An 18907-nucleotide genomic window follows, 5' to 3' on the forward strand; every position below is an offset into this window, starting at 1 on the left:
AGGAAGTCACTTCACTTTCCCGCGTTCTCGCCCTCCTCCAAACATCGGAGGATCCCGTAAACGGCGCGGTTTTCCGTACGATCAACCCGACCGAATTCGAAAAACGTTTTCAAAGGACGTCGAAAAAAGGCGCGTCTACGACCACGCTACTTATGTTTTAGAATTTCCTAATTTAGAATCGGGATTCGAATTATAAGTTAAAATTTTTCCTTCCCCGCGGGGAGATTCGATCGTCTTGACTTATCGAAACGAATGAAGATCCTCATACAAGAATGAAACGGGATCGAAAAACTGAATTATACATTCAAAAAATAGAATATAAAACAAACTTAACTCAATTTTTTTCAGTTAAATTTTTTTCCATATTTTTGGTAATTCATAGTTTCTGCATACCATATTTCAATTGTAAACCGTTGGATCTACGCAATTCGTGCGATCCTTTCGGAGAAAGTTTTAAAACCACATTCGCACTGAAGATGGCTCTCGGAGATTCGAGCGGAATCTGCGGGATATCGCGGGGAGTAAGCGTCGATCTCAAAATCATTTCGCAAGTTCCCGAGGACGGACTCGTTTCCGTTTCCAGGGCGAGCGTTTTAGAGTTCACTTTCGGCGAATCGATGAACCCTACCACATTGGTCGCGCAGGAAGTTTCCGGAATTTGTTCGGGTTCGATTCAGGTCAGTTCCGACGATTTTTTATCCTGCGTCGGAGGAAGTTTGGATACGAGCGCGAATCCGAAAGTGGTTTTCACCCCGGCGCGAATTCTTTCCGGCGGAGTCCGTTATAAACTGAGAGTTACACAAAACGCGCTGAACCTACGAAACGAAAGTATGGCTTCGGTTTATACCAGCCCGGTCGGTTTTACGACGGGCGGCTCCTGGGTGTATGTTTCGAATTATACGAACGGTCAAATCTGGGGTTTTACTCTGGATCCGTCTAACGGGACTTTGGCGAGTAACGGGCTTCCGGTGACGAGCAATCTCGGGACCGTTTCTTTGGCGGCCCATCCTTCCGGTAAATTCTTATACGCGGCGAACGAAACCGCGGGAACGATTACCTTTTATTCCATCGATGCCGGGACGGGCCGACTTACGTCGATCGGTTCGATTCCTTCCGCAGGCGCGAGGACCTTATTCGTGGAACCTTCCGGAAAATTCGCCTTTGCGACCGGATCGACAGGGAACGTGATTTTTCAATATAAGATCGATCAGACTTCCGGCGCTCTTTCGTTTAACGTCGTTTCTACGTATGTTCTTTCCGGAACTCCCATCGCGATGACTTTGGATCCTACGGGAACGTTCGCGTTTGTTTCCGCGTTCACCACGGGCACGATTACCTTTTTCGGAATCGATTCCGCCGGATTCTTAAACGCGCGTTCGAATACCCCCTCCACTTCCGGGACCGCTTTTTTAAAGACCGATCCTTCGGGTAGATTTTTGTATTCCGTGAATTCGAGTGCGAGTGTCGTGGATATTTTTCAAATCGATTATACCCTCGGTCTTTTGACTTATATCGGAAATTTTACGACGGGAACAACTCCTTCGAACATGGACTTTGATCCCGCTGGTGTTTACGCGTATATCTCCAACAATGCTTCGGTAACGAATCACGTTTCGATCGCGCGGTTGGATCCGATCACAGGAAGTCTGACCGCCACGGGAGCGAGCCTTATGGCGAGTATGTCCACGAGAAACGTGATCGTGGATCCTTCCGGTAAATATGCGTTTACGACCGAATCTTCCGGTAGTACGGTTTATATGTTTGTCGTAGATCCTACGACCGGGGCGATGCTACCGAACATTCCTTCCTTTATCGGCGCGGGAACGGGAAATCCGGGGCCGTATGCAATCTTGATTTTTTGAGGATGCGTGTGAGTTCCCACATTCGTTGCACGGCCAAACGATTCACTCCGCGTGTGAGTTCCCACATCCGTTGCACGGCCAAACAATCACTCCGCGTGTGAGTTCCCACATTTGTTGCACGGCCAAACAATCACTCCCGCGTGTGAGTTCCCACATTTGTTGCACGGGAAAACGATCACTCCCGCGTGTGAGTTCCCACATTTGTTGCACGGGAAAACGATCACTCCGCGTGTGAGTTCCCACATTTGTTGCACAGGAAAACGATTCACCCCGCGTGTGAGTTCCCACATTTGTTGCACGGGAAAACGATCACTCCCGCGTGTGAGTTCCCTCATTTGTTGCACGGGAAAACAATCACTCCACACCCGGAAACAAAGAATGCAAATCCTGCAAAGAACGAATTCCTTGCACCTGAATCTCCGCGCTTCCATCCAACTCCGCCAAATTACCTTCCGGCAAAAGGACCTTCTTCATACCGACTCCGGCCAATTCCTTGACGCGAAGATTCGCCTGTCCGATAACGCGCACCTCACCGGAAAGACCTACTTCCCCTAAAACGCAGGTCCCCTTCGGCAAAGGTTGATCCAAATAACTGGAAATGATGGAAACACAGATCGCGAGATCCAGCGCCGGCTCGTCCGCATTCAAACCGCCGGCGAGATTGCTGAATATATCACATTCCCCTAATTTAAGTTTTATGAATTTTTCGATCACGGCCGCGAGCAGAATCAACCGTCTCGTATCGGGACCCTCCGCCATTCTCCTCGCCTGGGTAAAGCCGGACTTACTCACCAGCGCCTGCACTTCCACCGTAAGAGCCCGACTTCCTTCCAAAACGGCGCTGATCACCGAACCGCTTCTTTCCTCGGAACCGGCGTTGACGAAAATTCGATTCCTATCCCCGACCTCGCGCAAACCGCCCGCGAACATTTCGAAAATCGCGAGATCGCCCACGGCACCGAAACGATTTTTCACCGCTCGTAACAGACGATAATAGTTGAGTCGATCCCCTTCGAAGTACAAAACCGTATCCACGAGATGTTCCAAAATTTTCGGACCGGCGATCGCACCCTCTTTGGTGATATGGCCCGTCATCAAAATCGGAATCCCGGAACGTTTTGCGGTTTCCAAAAGAATCTGCGTACATTCACGAAGTTGAGTAACGGTGCCCGCTTGATTGGGAAGCGCTTCTCTCGCGATCGTTTGGATCGAGTCCACGAACACGACCGCGGGCCGTTCTCCTTCGATCATCTCCGAAATAGTTTCGGCAAACGTCTCGGAAGTAAGAAACAAATGAGCGGTCTGCAACCGCATCCTCTGCGCCCTCATCCGAATCTGGGAAGGGGATTCTTCTCCCGAAATATACAGAACTTTTTTACCGGCCTGTGACAGATAACGTGCAATTTCCAGAACCAACGTTGATTTGCCCACTCCCGGCTCGCCTCCGATCAACGTGAGAGAACCGGGAACCAAACCACCTCCGAGAACGAGATTCAATTCCTTCAAACCGGTATCGATCCGCGAAAAGGATTCTTCTTGCACCCGATCCAAAGGAGTGGGCTCTTTGTAACCTTTTTGTTTTTGGGAATTTCCGTTCGAAGCGGCAAAACGTTCGGAACCGACCTCTTCCACGATCGTATTCCAGTTCCCGCAGGATTCGCATTTACCGGCCCAACGGGAAAAATCCTGACCGCAGGATTGGCAGACGAACGTTCTGGAAAGTTTTTTCTTCAATGTTCGAAAAGCGCCGGCATCTCGAGCCAATCGATCTGGTTGAAAACGGGAAGACAACGAAACGCGTCTCTCGCCAAGGACTCCCTACCCTCTCTCGCGAGAATTTCGGTGAGTTTCTGTTCGAGCGAAATGAGATACTTCACGTCCCCGCTCGCGTAATCCACTTGATCGTTGGTGAGAATTTTTTTCCCCCAATCGGAGGATTGATTTTTTTTATCCAATACCTCGTCGTAGAACTCCCTAATCAGGTCCTTAAGACCGTGTTTGTCCGTGTATGTCCTCGCGAGTTTACTCGCGATCTTAGTGCAGAACGCGTTTTGCACGGCGATCCCCAGTCGATAACGGAGAAACAGGGTGTCCATCCTTGCGAAATGAAAGATCTTAACTATTTCAGGATTTTCGAATAAAGACTTGAGCAGAGGGGCTTCGGACTGATCCGGAAGAATCTGAACCAGACTCACGTTGTTGGAGGAATCGCAGATTTGCACGACACAAAGTCTGTCCCTTCTGGGATTGAGCCCCATCATTTCGCAGTCCACCGCAAGGCGATCGTCGGTCGAATATTCTTCAAATCTTTTTTGAGTGAGGTCCCCCGGAAAAAGCTCCGGTTTTATAGTTGAACGTTTTGGAGGCATAATTTCATAATAATCCGTACCGCGCGGATTCGGGAACTAAAAATACAAAACAGGCCCTCCCGATTTTTAGAAAAGTTCCCTCCGCAAAAATAAAAACATCGTGAACCAAAGAGAAATATGAGAGCCGTTCTAAATTACAAAATCTACGAGGATTCCTTTACGTCTTACTTTACCGTTTCCGAAAGAGAAACCAAAACCCCGAGCGACTGCGGAAACTTTTCGCTCTCTCTGGGAAAGAAGAAAACGGGAAAGAACGAAACATACAAACCGATCTTGGAATGGATCGGAGAACAAAGACCCAAGGCGGGAACGGAACTTCTCACTTTGGAAATCGAGTTGCCTCCGCATTCCTTAAACGATCCGAAACTATTCCAACACGGATATCAGTCCTGGAGTCTTTCCGCAACACATTCACTCAACGGGATCGATCAATCGCCGGGTTTGGATTTTTTACAATATTCTCAGGAGAATGTTTACACGCGTTCTGCGGGAGAAAACGGAGATTGGCACAGCGAAGGAATGACCCTATTGATTTCGGACGGAACTTCGCCGCATTACTTCGCGGGCGCGATCGGACCGGGGGAACAAGGGGTAAAGTTCCGCGTATTGTCTCGGGAAAGAAAGGAACAACTCTCCGCCTCCAAAAAGAAAACCGAATATCCGGAATCCGGCGTATCCCTGATCTACGACTTCTACCGATATGAGGATTTTCGCGGAAATAAACTTTCGCTGACTCCGATCCTAGTATCCCGATTTACTGCATCGCCCGAAAGTTATCTGAAAAAATACTGGGGAGAATTAGGAAAAGCTCATAAAGTAAAACTCTCCACGACGACCGTCCCGACGGGATGGTGTTCCTGGTATCATTACTACACCAAAATATCGGAAAAAATCATCCTCAAAAATCTGGCCGAGGTAAAGACCAAAAAACTACCGATCCAGTTTTTTCAGATCGACGACGGATATCAGAGGGAAATCGGAGATTGGCTCACGACCAACGATAAGTTCCCCGGAGGAATGCGACTTCTCGCGGAGGAAATCCGAAGGGAAAAACTCACACCGGGAATCTGGCTCGCGCCGTTTTTGGTTCGGAAAAAATCCGAATTCTTCCAAAAATATCCGGAGGCTGTGTTAAAAGATCGGGACGGAAAACCGGTACCCGCGCTTTGGAACCCTCTCTGGGGAATGGACTACACCTATTGTATCGACGTAACACATCCTACGTCCAGGGACTTTCTCGAGAAGGTTTTCAAAACCCTCGTAAAAGAATACGGATATCCCTATCTCAAATTGGATTTTTTATACGCGGGTCTTCTGCCCGGATGGACGTACGATCGGAGCGTCTCGCCTCACAAGCGTTATGCGGATACGATACGATTCATACGGAAGGTAGTGGGAAAAGACGTCTTCCTTTTGGGATGTGGAGCTCCGATTTATCCGTCGATCGGATTGTTCGACGCGATGCGAATCAGCTGCGACGTGGCGCCGTTTTGGGGAAGGGAGAAAAAAAGAATATTGGTTCACGACAAACACGCGTTATGTACGGAGCGCGCCCTGATCAACGACGTTACGCGCGCTTCTATGCACAGAAATCTTTGGTACAACGATCCGGATTGCCTTCTCGTTCGGGAAAGTAAAAACGCAATGAACGCGGAACAGACCAAACTGATGGCCAGCGTAATGGCGGTCAGCGGAGGAATGATTCTAGTAAGCGACGACCTTTCCCTCATATCCGAAGAACGGTTGGAACTCCTCAAAAAAACGCTCGAACTCGCCGGCAAATGTAAAAACAAAACTCCTCTCCCCGTGGGAATCGGCGCCGGAATGTTTCCCAACGCACTTTATAACCCGGCAGGCTTTTTAGGAATTTGGAATCCAAGCGAAGAGGAAAATACGATCGAAATCCAAACTCCGTTCGTAACGAAGGCCAAACGATTTTCGGATTATTGGACGGGAACGGTTCCGGAATCTTTGGATTATTCTCCGAAAACCGGAAGCCTGAGAATACGATTGCCCGCATACGGCTCGGTAATATTACAAACCGGAAAAGTTGTTTGACTTGATTTCGATCCGGAATAAACTTCCAACCCGAATCAAAACAAACGGAGACGTAAGTCGATGAGACGCATTCAAAAACAAATTCTAATTCTCGTAACCGGATTTCTTATCGTGGGACTCAATCACTGTTTCCTGTTCGAGTCGATTTCGGCGGGAGTCAATTCTCTCAGTAAATCTTCGGATTCTTTGGAAAGTCTTTCCGGTTCGGTAAAATCGATCTCCGGATCGGTAAGTTCCCTATTCTCCTCCTCTTCGAGCGACGACGAAAAAAAGGAACGGGCTTATTTCAAAGACGTGCGCGATTTGACCGCGATGCACATGGAAAACGGATTTCAGGAAATAGAATTCAAAAACGATTTATCCACGCTGGCGTTGCAAAACGGAATCACGAACTGGAAGGCGATGCGCGTAACGTATCTAGGAATCGGAAGCGGATTAAAAAAAGCGGGAGTGGACGAAAGTAAATTCACTACGTTCGTAAAACGTCTCGGCGGATCCAGACCGGAAGTGACCGAATCGATCCGCAAAGGATTTTTCCAACTCTGATTTATTTCCTACTCTTCTGGATCACGACCCTGTTCTTCCCGACCGGGTCGTATTCCTCTCCCGCCACGGCGGATTTCATCTACGTGGATTCCAATACGGGACAATCCAGCGGAGGACATACCGGAATCCGGATCGGGAACAAAGTCTACCACTATCAATATTTTCCGGACGACGTATTTCATCTCGTACGGGAATCCTACGACGACTTCGCCTTCAACTACAACGTGTTATCCAATCGAACGAGCGTATTGACACGACTCAAACTGACTTCGAAAGAAATTTCCGTTTTGGAGTCGGAGCTCAATCGATTGTATCTCGTACAATTTCGTCATCTGCAGAATTGGGAGTTCCTCAAAAGGGAAACCAAACTTCTCGAGGAATTGAACTCGCCGGAAAAAAAGATCGGACTCCGCGCGACTGCCTATTTCGAAGCGAACAAAACCTCTCCGATTTCAGGAAATTTAAAATCGGAACTGGCTCGTTCTTTAGGAAAGGGTTATATGGAAAAACTGGAATCGGAATTGAACGAAAGCCTGTTAACCGAAAACAACCTACTCGATAGAATGGAATTCTCCCCTTTGCCCGAAACGATACGAAAAGACCGGTTTCCGTTTTTAAAACCGGGAACATTCCTTCCGCTTCGGGACTCGCTCGAAGGGATTTTATTCTGCAAAATCCTCAGAGAAGAATGGGGACTCGACAATACTTTCATAATTTCGAATATACAAGAATCATTAAGCTCCAAAGAGGAGGAACTTTTCCGGGATTTTTTCCGGGCACAAACCGGACAACTTATCGGCATACTTTCCGAGCGGGATCCCGGCTGGGCCTACGCCGCGTTAGTCGTATTGGGAAGATTACACGCCATCGAGGAAAGCCTACGTATCGGATCTCCCGTGTTCTTATCCAGCTTTCCGGAGGACGCACCGATCGTTTTCAAAAAAAACGAAGACGATGAAAACAACCTAAACCGTCTTTCCGAGGAAAGTTGGGCCGTCGTGTCCTTGGCTCGAAAAAAAATTTCCTCCCTGGAGGAACTTTCGGAGAAGGAATATCAGATCTGGGAGGACGCGACCAACCGCGCTTTCGAACTCGAAACTGGAATCGGAACCGCGATCCCCGTGCGCGTCGCGGTCGGGAAGCTGGTTCCGCAACGGGAAAAAAAATTCCTGATCCCCATGTATTTTCCGGACGAGGGAACGATCGCCTTACGCCTGGAACTCTCCAAAAAAAGAGAACAAGAATATCATAAAATTCTAAAAAACTTATATCCGTTCCATCTTCTGTACGAAAACTGTACGACGGAAATACTCAAAAACGTACAGGACTCATTCGACCGCGGGGAAATCCCCTTTCCGGGAGAAAGGATCGATTTCCCCTTTTCCCTCTCTCTGATACCGTTTTACGCCTCTTACGCGGTGACCAAAAAATGGAACAACGAAGGCGAAACGACGGCGCTTTCCTTTCGTAAAAAAAAGCTCTCGGAACTAAAACGAAAAGATCCCGGGTTTTGGACTTCGCTCCGGGAAATTTCTCCCCTCACTTCCTCTTTTTACAAAAAAAACCGCGAAGATCATTTTTTTCCGTTATATACGGACGACGTATTCTGGCTGAGACCGGTTTACGGAACGATCAACTTAGGCGCGGGTATAGGCGCGACCGCGATCGGAATTTTTTCGGCGCCTTTGGACCGCGGAGAAAAGTTTCAAAAAGGATTTCAGTCGGCCTTTTTCAGCCTACCCGAATTAGTTTTTTTTAATATACGAAAAGGGACGTTTCCCTACGTTTCCGTTTTGGATCTTCCCGAGGAATTGTTCCTTTTCCGGGACGAAGAATAAAAAGACCCGCCGCAAAACGCGGACTGCAAAAAATCCACGTTAGGCGGAATTTCACGACTACCGACTCGGCGATCGTGTTAGTTTCGTTCAACGGATCTGTAGAAGAATATAGGAGGCGTCGTCCCTGTATTCCCTGGAAGGGATAGCGGAACGGATATACTGATCCAAGGATGCCTTCATTTCGTCGATCGGATCGGGACCCTCTTTGTGGATCCGGTTCAGATCCTCTATGAGTGGATGATTGAGGTTGTTTATGATCCCGTCCGAGAACAAAAAGACAACGTCCCCGGGTTTTACGGAAACCTCGTGTCCCGGAAATTCTACGTCCTCCAAAATCCCCATAAGCTGCCCCGACTTCTCCTTCAAAAAGGAAAAACCGTCGTCATGAAAGACCACCGGAAACGGATGACCGCCGCGTGCGTACACGAGTTTGTTTTTTTCCGGAAATAAAACTACACAAGCCGCCGTCATACTGTGTGTTCCGATGCCGAGACAAAGCTCCTGATTCATCCGTTTGAGGATATCCGAAGGGTGGTCGGTATTTTTGAATTCCTCTCTGGCCAGCGCGGTCATCAAAAGGGCGATCAATCCGGAGGTCACACCATGATCCTCCACATCGCCTAACAAAAGTAAGATGGAACGTTCCTTTTTGATAAGCACGTTGAAATCTCCGCTTACAAAAGAAACCGGTGTGACGTCCGCGGCTAACTTATACGGCGAAAGATCCGGAATCGAAAATATTTTTCCCTGCAGTCGGGACGCGAGTCGAAGGTCGCGCATGATCACTTCTTCCCTAAGATCTTTTTCCTTGAGAATCGAATAATAATCGTGGGCCCTTTGGATCGCGATCTGGACAGTCTGGATCGAAAAAGGTTTGAGCAGGAAGTCGCTTGCCTTATGAGTCAAGGAAGTGACCACGCTGTTGATGTCCCGTTCCCCGGTCATCATGATCACTTGGGTTTTTGATTCCAAATTCTTAAAATAAGGAAGAATATCCAAACCGCTCATACCGGGCATATGAATATCCAGAAATACGATCGGGTTGAGTTCTTTTTCGAAATACTGTTTTCCCTGTTCTACGGAATCGAAAAAAACGCTTTGATAACCGAGTTTGGATAGGATCAGCTCGAGTGTCTCTCCGACGTCCCGATCGTCGTCCAAAATGATGATCTCCGGTCTGAGCAAAAATGCCGACATATTAAAATTTCCTAATATAACGGGTTCCTGAAACGATCTTTTTCACTTTTTTGTAATATTCCTCGTCGAAAAGAGCGGACTCGAGATAGGAACTGATACAAGAAACCATTTCTCCGTATTTCCACGAGTAAACTTCTCCAGTTTCCCCGTTTACTATCTTTTCTCCGTGGATATGATCGCTCAATTCCCTGAGATTGTTTCTGCTGAATGACTGAAGGATTGCCCGAAACTTCCCTTCCTTTTCCGGATCCACGAATTGGAACGATTTATGAAAAAGCACAGCGTCGTGAAAGTATTCGGGAATGTTAAACGCTCCGTAGGCGCCCATCTTAGTGGCAAGAACCCTGATAAAACCGGTGATCTCGTTCATCACGCTCAACCCGGGATATTCCTGTCCTTGGTGGAGTTTTTTTTTGGTCTTTAGATTTTTCATCTTTAGATTTTGGGTCAAGAGCCAGTCAATATAAACGAGCTTATAGGATTGATCCAGCTTTTTAAACTGAAAGTCGGAAAATTTTAACCGCATATGGACTAATACACCGCCCGAAGGATCCTTGATATAAATCCGGTTGTCCATATCCGAAATTCCGTCCAAACTCACCTCGAACTCGACGTAACCTCTCGCCTTGAGAATCCGGAACATACCCGCCTCTTCCATCATAGCGTTGACTTCTTCGATGGAAAAACGGTTGAAGAGGCTATTTTCGATCCCGAGGGAAGTTTGAAACTCCCGGGAAATGTCGATCATTCCCAAATCCTGGCCGTCCAAAAATCCGGGATTACCTTTCTTCTTATCCGAATCTGAAAAAATGTTCATACTCAATCAGCCGCAAATATTTTGATCGTATTGTAATGAATCGTGACCGTATCGTGAAAATCCTTCGCATAACCTCCGGCCGGAAGAATCACCGCCCGTGCGTTCGTTTTTAATGCGAAATCACGGATCGCCTTATCGCGTTTCCTCAAACCCTGAAAGGTAAGTTTCAAATCTCCGAGTGAATCTCCTTCGAACGGATCCGCTCCAGCGATATAAACGATTAGATCGGGTCGAAACGAGGAGACGATCCTCTCGAGAGAATTCTCCAAAAGTTGTAGGTAGGTTTGATCGTCCGTACCTTCCTCCAAAGGAACGTCCATTCCCGAGGTTTCCTTTTTCGGATATAAATTCTCCTGGTGCATGGAGAACGTGAATACGTTCGGATCGTTTTGAAACACGACGGAATTTCCGTTTCCCTGATGTAAGTCCAAATCGACGAACAATATCTTTTTTCCGGGATTCCGTAGTTGATACAGTTTTACCGCGATCGCGGCATCGTTGAGATAACAAAAACCTTCGGCTCGGTCCGGCATACTGTGGTGAAAACCACCTCCGATATGATACACGAATCGATACTTCTCGGTGAGTTCCGTCGCCAAAATCGTTCCTCCGACCGCCAAAACGAAACTCTGTACGATCTGCTTCGTCAGCGGAAGTTCGGAATACTGCGTTCTTTCGGTCAATTTGAGTCCGAAAAAATCCCGCAGAAATTCTTCTGTATGCACCAGAGCCAGATCTTTTTCCCGAGCGGACTCGGGTTTATAAATATAAAGAGACGCAAGTTTCGGATCTTGTTTTACAAGATTGTACACCATCTGATATTTCCTCGCAGGAAATACGTGAGGCCCCAAATCCATGTTATAATCTGGGTGATAAACCAAACCGATTCGTTCTAACTGCTTCTCCAAGGAGGGGACGCCTTTTTTTGGTTCATTCTATTTTCCCGTTTCCGTTCGTAAAGAGGAAATATTCGCTGGAACCGTGAAGGGATGTATCTACAATAGCCAGCCATGAAAATTCCAAACGGGAAAAAAACCAAAATCGTATGTACCATCGGTCCTGCCTCCTCTTCCGAAGAGACGATTCTTTCGATCCTAAAATCCGGAATGGACATCGCTCGGATGAATTTTTCCCACGGTTCGCACGAATCGCACAAACGAGTCTACGATACTCTTCGCAAATGCGAACAGATCTCCGGTTCTCCTCTGGGAATTATGGCGGACCTGCAAGGACCGAAGATTCGCACCGGAAAACTGAAACTCAATTCGATCCTGCTGCATAAGGACCAGGAAATAGAAATCGTTCCCGACGCGGAATTCCAAGGAGACGAACACAAAATCGGTTGTACCTACCCCAATCTGATCCAAGACATTCAGGTCGGAGATCGGATTTTGATCGACGATGGAAAACTCGTTCTTCGTGTACTTTCCAAAACGGAACAATCCGCGATTCTTAAAGTAAACGTAGGGGGAATTCTCTGGAGTAACAAAGGGATCAATCTCCCGGGAACTCCGATTTCCGCTCCAGCGCTTTCGGAAAAGGACAAAGAGGATCTGAAATTCGCATTGTCTTTGGGAGTGGATTATATCGCTCTCAGTTTCGTACGATCCGCTGCCGATTTGGAACTCGCAAGAACTATGTTACAGGGAAGCGAGACCGGTCTGATCGCGAAAATCGAAAGACCCGAAGCCCTAGACAACATAGAATCCATCATCGAACGCGCGGACGGAATCATGATCGCAAGAGGCGACTTGGGCGTAGAAATCGAAACCGAAAAGGTTCCGATTTTGCAGAAGGAACTCATCTATAAACTCAACCAAGCCGGGAAACCGGTCATCACCGCGACGCAGATGCTCGAATCGATGATCGAAAATCCTCGACCGACCCGGGCGGAGGCGAGCGACGTCGCCAACGCGGTGATGGACGGAACCGACGCGGTGATGTTGTCTGCGGAATCCGCGAGCGGTCATTATCCCGTGGAATCCGTGGAGATCATGTCCCGCATCATTCAAGAAACGGAAAGTATCGATCATATCTACGAAATCCACTGGAACGTAAAAAAAACGTTTTTAGAATCGGAACGTACCGCACTCGGACACGCGGCACGCGAAATCGCGCACGAGATCAACGCCAAAGCCATCGTTAACTTTACGAGGAGCGGTTACTCTTCGCTGATCACTTCCGAAATGCGCCCCAAGGTTCCGATTTATTCCTTCACTCCGTTTATGGCTACCGCAAGAAAAATGAAACTCTATCGCGGAGTGGTCCCGTTTGTGATGCCTTTTTTTACGAGATTGGAGGATATGCTCGCCCATATGAATCAAAAACTCAAAGAGGATGAACTCCTCTATCCCGGAGACAAGCTGGTGATTTTGTCCGGAGCGCCGGGAGCAAACGTTCGAAGCGTGGATTTTTTACAAATCTACAGGATCCACTGACGGAAAAAAGATCCGTTCCTTTTGTAATATGAAATATTTATTTTATTCTAATATTCAAGCTCAGCTTAGATAGGGAATAGAATTCAGATTCTTTTTTCTAAAATTCAGTCTCGATTCTCCTGTGATATTTTTTTAATGAGCAACATTCAAAATCTAGAATGTTGCTAAGGAACTCCCGAAACCAAACGTTTCGGGGAGTTCAAATTTTTATCCAGGAAAACCATTATGAAACGATTTTGTTTATACCTGACAATACTGTATTCTTTGTTAGGTTGTAATCCAAAGGATCAACGGGGGGATACGTTCGCGCTCGTTGCCGAAGGTGCGGATTCGATTTTGAGTTTGATCACCGATCAACCCAGAACCGATCTACGGATTCCCGATTGTGCGGTTTATGATCCGTCCAAGGGTTACGTTCATATCTTAGAAGCCCACGGAGGCTCGGGATGTATTCCCCTATCCCAACCTTCCGGGACCTCTCTTACCTTACTGTTATATCCGCCGGCAGGCGCGCGGTTCACGGGATACGTACAAATTTGGAAGGATCTCACCGCTCAAGAATTGTCTTATTTTCTCAGTAACCAAAAGGTTCCTCCACAAACGAAACACATGGATTCGGTCGATATTCTCGAAACATCGGATTTGATACCCGAAGACACACAATTTCAGATTGTATTGTCCACCCTCAACTGGGCGCCGGGAACCTATTCGATTTTCGCCGAAGGAACACCCGCGGCCGATTTTCCGAACGTCGTCGATACCGTCACCATCACAGCCCCGGAAAATGCCACTGCTTTAGATAGGGTTCGCGATGAAATGATCGTAAACGGCCGGAGCGTTTATCTTTATAATTCCTATGGAACTCCGATTGTGGACATAGGCAGCCTTTATCGAGGAACCCCGTATATTTTAGCCGTGAACCTAAACCAATTGCAGACGTTGAACAATTCGGTAGAAGTAGATTTAAAAAAATTGAATATAACTCAAACAAGCTCCATTCTTTCTATAAAACTAATCCCTAATACGACGAAACAGAGAATCAGCACGACCTGTTCCACAACGAACGACTACCCCATTTCTCTGTCCAACTACCCGCAGGGAATCCTGACGGTTTGGATCACCACTCCTAGTTCCATTAAATTTCAGCATTCAACGGATGAATCGTTGAACTTTAAAATTTTACACACTCTACCGGGGAATTGTACCAGTTTCGTTCAAACCAAACAACTTTCTAGAAAACTGATCGATACTCTCGCCGCCAGAACCCCGATTCCGACCAACACGAGCGCCCCCGTGGATACCATTAAGGTTCGTCTCGTACGATTTGGGGACACTCAGTTCATTACGACTACTTCCTTGAATTCTTGGGCCAATACGTTTAAGACCGCTTTCAATAGCGGAACGAAGCAGTATTTTAAGTTGGATGTTCAGGGTGTACATCGGTTTTCCATGATACAACCGGAACTGAATCAGTCTCTAGTGACCGATTGGTACAACTCCCTGCCCAAAACACCGGGCAAAACTCCTCTCAACTTGAATAACGCAAACGAACGTTTGCTCGCCACGATGTTGTATTACGAAGAAAACCCAAGTATGATGAAGAATCACTTAAAAGAATTGTATCCGGAACGCCAAAACGGAGAGGATGTGACGATCTATCTCGTAGACCTACTTGGACTCAATGGAGTGGAATCCCAAATACTCGGGAGCGCGAACCCGGTAAACGGAAGCACTTTGTCTTCCATAACGGATCTTTTTCTCGGTTACGCGAATACGAATCTAGACGCGTTTCGAACCGAAACGTCCGGAGGAAACTTCACCTATCACTTCGACGCTTCTCTAGTTTCGAATTGTAACGGCTGCTCTCTTCCGATCGCAAATTCGACGGAATACGTTCAGGCATTGAGACAAAACACTTTGGACAACAGCCAATACAACATAGCCCTTCACGAATTGGGGCACGCCGCTTGGTATCATAAGGCTGGAAGAATCGAAGTCAGAGATTTTTCTTTGGGCGGTCAGCCATTCAACCTGCGTTTTCAGGGAGCACAACTGCAAGGGGCCAGTTATATAGACGGTTCCCAGTCGTATTATAGAAAAAATGAATATATGTCTTACGATCGTGATCGAAAATCATTGACCTTAACCTATGGAGACATACTGATCGAACGATTGCTTGAAAGATATAAGTTCCATCTCCAGGAACAACCCTAAGCGGAAAAATAAATCGTTCTTAAATTCTCGCGGAATATTCGAATCGGCCACCCTTCGAATATTCCGTTTTCCTTATAGAATCTCTCAGCTCCGGAACCCATTCTCGATTCCGGATTCGGCCGATTTCAACCATACAAAAAGTAATCCGGATCCTCCGCCGAATTTAGCGGACATTTCTTTCTATCAAATGTATATACGCAAAACTCGATGAAGATTTCGAAACTCACCAAGTAGGATTTTTTTTCGGATCCGACTTGGCCAAGAAACCGATGAACTCGTTCGTAAAGTCCGCGAGATCCGGAATATAAAACCTTTCCTTCCTTTCGTTTTTGATATCCAGCACTTGGATCGAACCTTCTCCTGTGTTTTTGTTCCACCACGCGAGAGTGCCGTTATACACGCTTTCCCGCTTCCACGTCTTGATCAGATTCAGCTTGCTGTCGAAAACGTAGATCGTGGATTCCACCCTGTTGTCCATCCACCACGGAATCGTAAAAAGAGTGGCCAAACTGATGTGAGCCGTACCCAGAAATTTCAGGATATAAAAATCTCCTCCCGAAAGAAACGGCGGCCCGGGAATTCCCAGCACGTAGTAATCCACATCCCGTTTTTTGAGCGTATAAACCAAGTTAGACGGATCTCCTTTTTTGATCTCTCTGGTTTCGAATACCTGTTTCAGTTCGGGGATTCCGGTCCATTTCACGGAATCCAAATACAATTTCGTAAACGCTTCCACTCTTTCTTTCGGGATCGAAGTATCCACACCTCTCGCCGAAATCGATTCAACCGGAACTCCCACATCCTTAAGATTTTTTCTGTAATCGAGGTCGTAGTTTACGATCGCCTCGTAATGGAGGGTGTTCCCCGTTTGACCTTTAAAGATCGTGGCGAACGGACGAAATCCTACCAAGGCAACGCGTTTCGGATTAAATTTTGCGGGAAGTTTTTCCTTTTCCACGGGCGCCGCGTCCCGGACGTAATAGTTCACACAACCGATTCCGAACCAAACGGAAATCGAACTCAGAATAAGAATTTTTTTCATCGACATATCTATCCATATCCCGCCGCGAATCGGAGTCGGACGTTTATAAACTGGAAAATCGAAGAACGGTAGAATTTTATAAAATTCTTATCCCAGGAAAGTGTTTGAATTCCTTGAGAATCTGATGAGAGATTTTGGTCTTCATATCGCGACGTTCTCGTACGTGGGTGAGATAGCGGAGCGAAAAAAGAATTCCCCCTTCCTCCAGGGACAGATATACGATGGGAGAAGTTTTGCCAAGACGAACGAGATAGTTTTTGGAAAGTTCCTGAAGCGTATAATCGATTTCATCCTGATCGATGATCGCGTTGTTTCGGATGATTCCGTTCAGAAGTTCCTCCGCCTTTTCGAAATCGGAGTCGTACGGAATTTTGATCCTCATCTCGTCCCAGACGTAATTCATCTTATCCTTAACGACGATGAGTTGTTTTAGGATGACGAAGTGATTGGGAAAATGAACGAGACGGTTGGTGGATTGATCCGACTTCGGGTCCGAGGAAATCTCCATCAGAGTAAAACGATTCACACCTATATTGATGACGTCGCCCCGCACTCCGTCGATCTCTATCCTATCCCCGACTTCGAACCCGTTGCTCCCGTGGATAAAAAACCAACCCACGAAATTGAGCGTAATATCCTTGAGAGAAATGACGATACCGGCGCCCGCGAGCCCCATCACCGTGGGAAGATAGGACAAACCCGAAAAAACCACCGGTAAAAGTATGATCAAACCCAGAATGATAAACGACATCCTCGCCATTTTTCTTCTGTTGTAACGGGCGGTTACGTCTAACGTCGGTCGAAAAAAATCGAGGACCAAGATGATAACCTTGTAGGAAACCACCAAAAAAACGATGAAATAGACGATCAAAATCAATTCTTCCGAAAGTCCGCGATCCTTTGCGCGAAGCAGAACGAACGGATTGAGATTTTTTAGGAAATCGATTTCGAAACCCATCAAAGAGCCTTTTGTCTGCGGATATTCCGGACGATTTCCTCTGATTCCACGGGAACGTCGAAAACGGGAGATCCCGGTTTTTCCAAAAGAACGAAACGGATCGAACCTCCCACGTTCTTTTTATCGTGTAACATGTGTTTGGCGAGTTCCTTGGATTTCAGCCGTGTAGTAAACGGAAGCCCGTATCGTTTGAGACAATCCACCGTTTCCAAAGATATCTTAGGATCCAATCCGGCCTTTTCTTCGCTGATAAAAAGCGCCGTGATTAGGCCGACGGCCACCGCCTCCCCGTGGGAAAATTTTTTGTATTTCGTTACGGACTCGATCGCGTGAGCGGTGGTATGCCCCAGGTTGAGGATTTTTCTCAGACCGGTTTCCTTTTCGTCGCTGGAAACGACCGCGGCCTTAAACCGAACGGACTCGGCGATCAGATACGGAAGAATCGGAGCGTTCGCGTTTAAGTCGGAAAGAGAATGTTCCTTTACCTTTTCCCAATATTCCCCTCCGGAAAGAAGCGCGTGTTTTACGATCTCCGCCTGACCGCATCTCCATTCCCGATCGGGAAGAGTGGAAAGGGCGATCAAAGGAGCGAAGACGAACTCCGGTTGATAGAACGAGCCGATCATGTTTTTACCGAGGTCCGCGTTAACCGCAACCTTACCTCCCACGGAGGAATCGACACACGCGAGAAGTGTGGTCGGAATCTGAACGAATCGGATTCCGCGCAGATACGTGGAAGCGATAAAACCGGCGAAGTCCCCTACCACGCCGCCGCCGAACGCAAGGACCAAAGACTTACGATCCGCACCGAACTCGATGAGTTTATTATATACTTCACCGGTACGATCTATGTGTTTGGATTTTTCTCCGCCTTTGACGTAGATCACCCGCACTTCTTTTCGCAAAGAAGACAATTCCTTTTCGAGATATTTGGAATAAAGGGAATGAATCGAACGTTCGGTGATCAAAAAGACGGAAGTGACGCCGGGAAGTTTCGAAATCTCTTCGGATAAACCGGAAAAATCCGTGTGAAGTTGTACGGGAACCGATTTGTGTTCGGTGACTACGTTGATTGTTTCTAAATGACTCATTTTTTTTCGGAGACCCAGACGCTTTTGATGAACGGAGCGGAATGAAACTTTCCCTCCGAAAGAAACGATTTTATATCCGGTCGTAAATCCATTTCCCGGACCGCGGCGGGAGAAAAATATCCGAAACCGGTGATCGCCTTTTCGTTTAAGTTCAATTCGGGAATTTCCTTTTTTACGTTCACCGAAAAGACCAGTTGAATGAGATGCCTTTTCCCACCGGGTTCGATGGATTCGTTTAACAACAAAAAGGTGGCCGACTTCATATCTAGGGAAAGTTCTTCCGCCAATTCGCGGCGTAACGCTTCCTCGGCGCTTTCCCCGAATTCGATTCCGCCTCCTGGCAAAAGCCAATAGTAGGAATCCTTTTTCTTTTGTTGAATGAGAAGAATCTCGTTTCTGGAATTGAAGATCAAGGCCGCGACCCTGACCCGCATTCCTTTCTTTTTAAAGAAAAAATCCATTCTTAATCGATCGTCG

Annotated in this window: 15 protein-coding genes; 6 read left to right on the forward strand and 9 right to left on the reverse strand. The window is 47.1% G+C overall.

Annotated elements, in window-relative coordinates:
* The first annotated feature begins 413 nt into the window (after positions 1 to 413).
* Positions 414 to 1862: a lactonase family protein gene (locus EHQ17_RS13060; protein ID WP_167882480.1), complete on the forward strand. Its 1449-nt coding sequence runs from the start codon at positions 414 to 416 to the stop codon at positions 1860 to 1862.
* Positions 1863 to 2216: 354 nt separating this feature from the next.
* Here EHQ17_RS13060 and radA read toward each other — a convergent pair whose 3' ends face one another.
* Both radA and EHQ17_RS13070 read right to left on the reverse strand, forming a co-directional pair.
* Positions 2217 to 3596 carry a DNA repair protein RadA gene (radA, locus tag EHQ17_RS13065; protein ID WP_135736193.1) on the reverse strand — a complete coding sequence of 460 codons (1380 nt, stop codon included), beginning with the start codon at positions 3594 to 3596 and terminating at the stop codon, positions 2217 to 2219.
* Positions 3593 to 4231, reverse strand: coding sequence for a ribonuclease D (locus EHQ17_RS13070; protein ID WP_135592046.1), 639 nt, complete (start codon positions 4229 to 4231; stop codon positions 3593 to 3595). Before EHQ17_RS13070 ends, radA begins: the two co-directional genes overlap by 4 nt.
* Positions 4232 to 4348: 117 nt before the next feature.
* Between EHQ17_RS13070 and EHQ17_RS13075 the strand changes: the two genes are divergently transcribed.
* From EHQ17_RS13075 to EHQ17_RS13085, 3 genes are all read left to right on the forward strand, one after another.
* Positions 4349 to 6289 (forward strand): glycoside hydrolase family 36 protein, encoded by a 1941-nt coding sequence (locus EHQ17_RS13075; protein ID WP_135592048.1) that lies wholly within the window; start codon positions 4349 to 4351, stop codon positions 6287 to 6289.
* A 60-nt stretch (positions 6290 to 6349) separates the two neighbouring features.
* Positions 6350 to 6835 (forward strand): putative lipoprotein, encoded by a 486-nt coding sequence (locus tag EHQ17_RS13080; protein WP_135592050.1) that lies wholly within the window; start codon positions 6350 to 6352, stop codon positions 6833 to 6835.
* A gap of 83 nt (positions 6836 to 6918) precedes the next feature.
* Positions 6919 to 8673 (forward strand): hypothetical protein, encoded by a 1755-nt coding sequence (locus EHQ17_RS13085; RefSeq protein WP_135592052.1) that lies wholly within the window; start codon positions 6919 to 6921, stop codon positions 8671 to 8673.
* A gap of 87 nt (positions 8674 to 8760) precedes the next feature.
* On the opposite strand, the gene EHQ17_RS13090 is transcribed toward EHQ17_RS13085, so the two are convergent.
* From EHQ17_RS13090 to EHQ17_RS13100, 3 genes are read right to left on the reverse strand one after another with little or no spacing between them, the layout of a single operon-like run.
* Positions 8761 to 9870: a SpoIIE family protein phosphatase gene (locus EHQ17_RS13090; protein ID WP_135592054.1), complete on the reverse strand. Its 1110-nt coding sequence runs from the start codon at positions 9868 to 9870 to the stop codon at positions 8761 to 8763.
* Between the two features lies 1 nt (position 9871).
* Positions 9872 to 10687, reverse strand: a complete 816-nt coding sequence (locus EHQ17_RS13095) for a hypothetical protein (protein WP_135592056.1) — start codon at positions 10685 to 10687, stop codon at positions 9872 to 9874.
* A gap of 2 nt (positions 10688 to 10689) precedes the next feature.
* Complete coding sequence (locus EHQ17_RS13100; protein WP_135592270.1) at positions 10690 to 11595, reverse strand: histone deacetylase family protein; 906 nt, start codon at positions 11593 to 11595, stop codon at positions 10690 to 10692.
* Positions 11596 to 11697: 102 nt separating this feature from the next.
* Here EHQ17_RS13100 and pyk point away from each other — a divergent pair, with 102 nt between their 5' ends.
* Positions 11698 to 13125, forward strand: coding sequence for a pyruvate kinase (pyk, locus tag EHQ17_RS13110; protein WP_135592058.1), 1428 nt, complete (start codon positions 11698 to 11700; stop codon positions 13123 to 13125).
* Positions 13126 to 13350: 225 nt separating this feature from the next.
* Positions 13351 to 15339 (forward strand): DUF1554 domain-containing protein, encoded by a 1989-nt coding sequence (locus EHQ17_RS19980; RefSeq protein WP_210412906.1) that lies wholly within the window; start codon positions 13351 to 13353, stop codon positions 15337 to 15339.
* Positions 15340 to 15562: 223 nt separating this feature from the next.
* On the opposite strand, the gene EHQ17_RS13120 is transcribed toward EHQ17_RS19980, so the two are convergent.
* From EHQ17_RS13120 to EHQ17_RS13135, 4 genes are all read right to left on the reverse strand, one after another.
* Positions 15563 to 16381 (reverse strand): Lp29 family lipoprotein, encoded by an 819-nt coding sequence (locus EHQ17_RS13120; RefSeq protein WP_135592060.1) that lies wholly within the window; start codon positions 16379 to 16381, stop codon positions 15563 to 15565.
* Positions 16382 to 16457: 76 nt separating this feature from the next.
* Positions 16458 to 17339 (reverse strand): mechanosensitive ion channel domain-containing protein, encoded by an 882-nt coding sequence (locus tag EHQ17_RS13125; RefSeq protein WP_135592062.1) that lies wholly within the window; start codon positions 17337 to 17339, stop codon positions 16458 to 16460.
* Complete coding sequence (aroB, locus tag EHQ17_RS13130; protein ID WP_135592064.1) at positions 17339 to 18430, reverse strand: 3-dehydroquinate synthase; 1092 nt, start codon at positions 18428 to 18430, stop codon at positions 17339 to 17341. Before aroB ends, EHQ17_RS13125 begins: the two co-directional genes overlap by 1 nt.
* Positions 18427 to 18891, reverse strand: coding sequence for an NUDIX hydrolase (locus tag EHQ17_RS13135; protein ID WP_135592066.1), 465 nt, complete (start codon positions 18889 to 18891; stop codon positions 18427 to 18429). The genes aroB and EHQ17_RS13135 overlap by 4 nt, the downstream gene beginning before the upstream one ends.
* Positions 18892 to 18907: the final 16 nt, after the last annotated feature.

The sequence above is a fragment of the Leptospira gomenensis genome (assembly GCF_004770155.1).
GTDB lineage: Bacteria > Spirochaetota > Leptospiria > Leptospirales > Leptospiraceae > Leptospira > Leptospira gomenensis.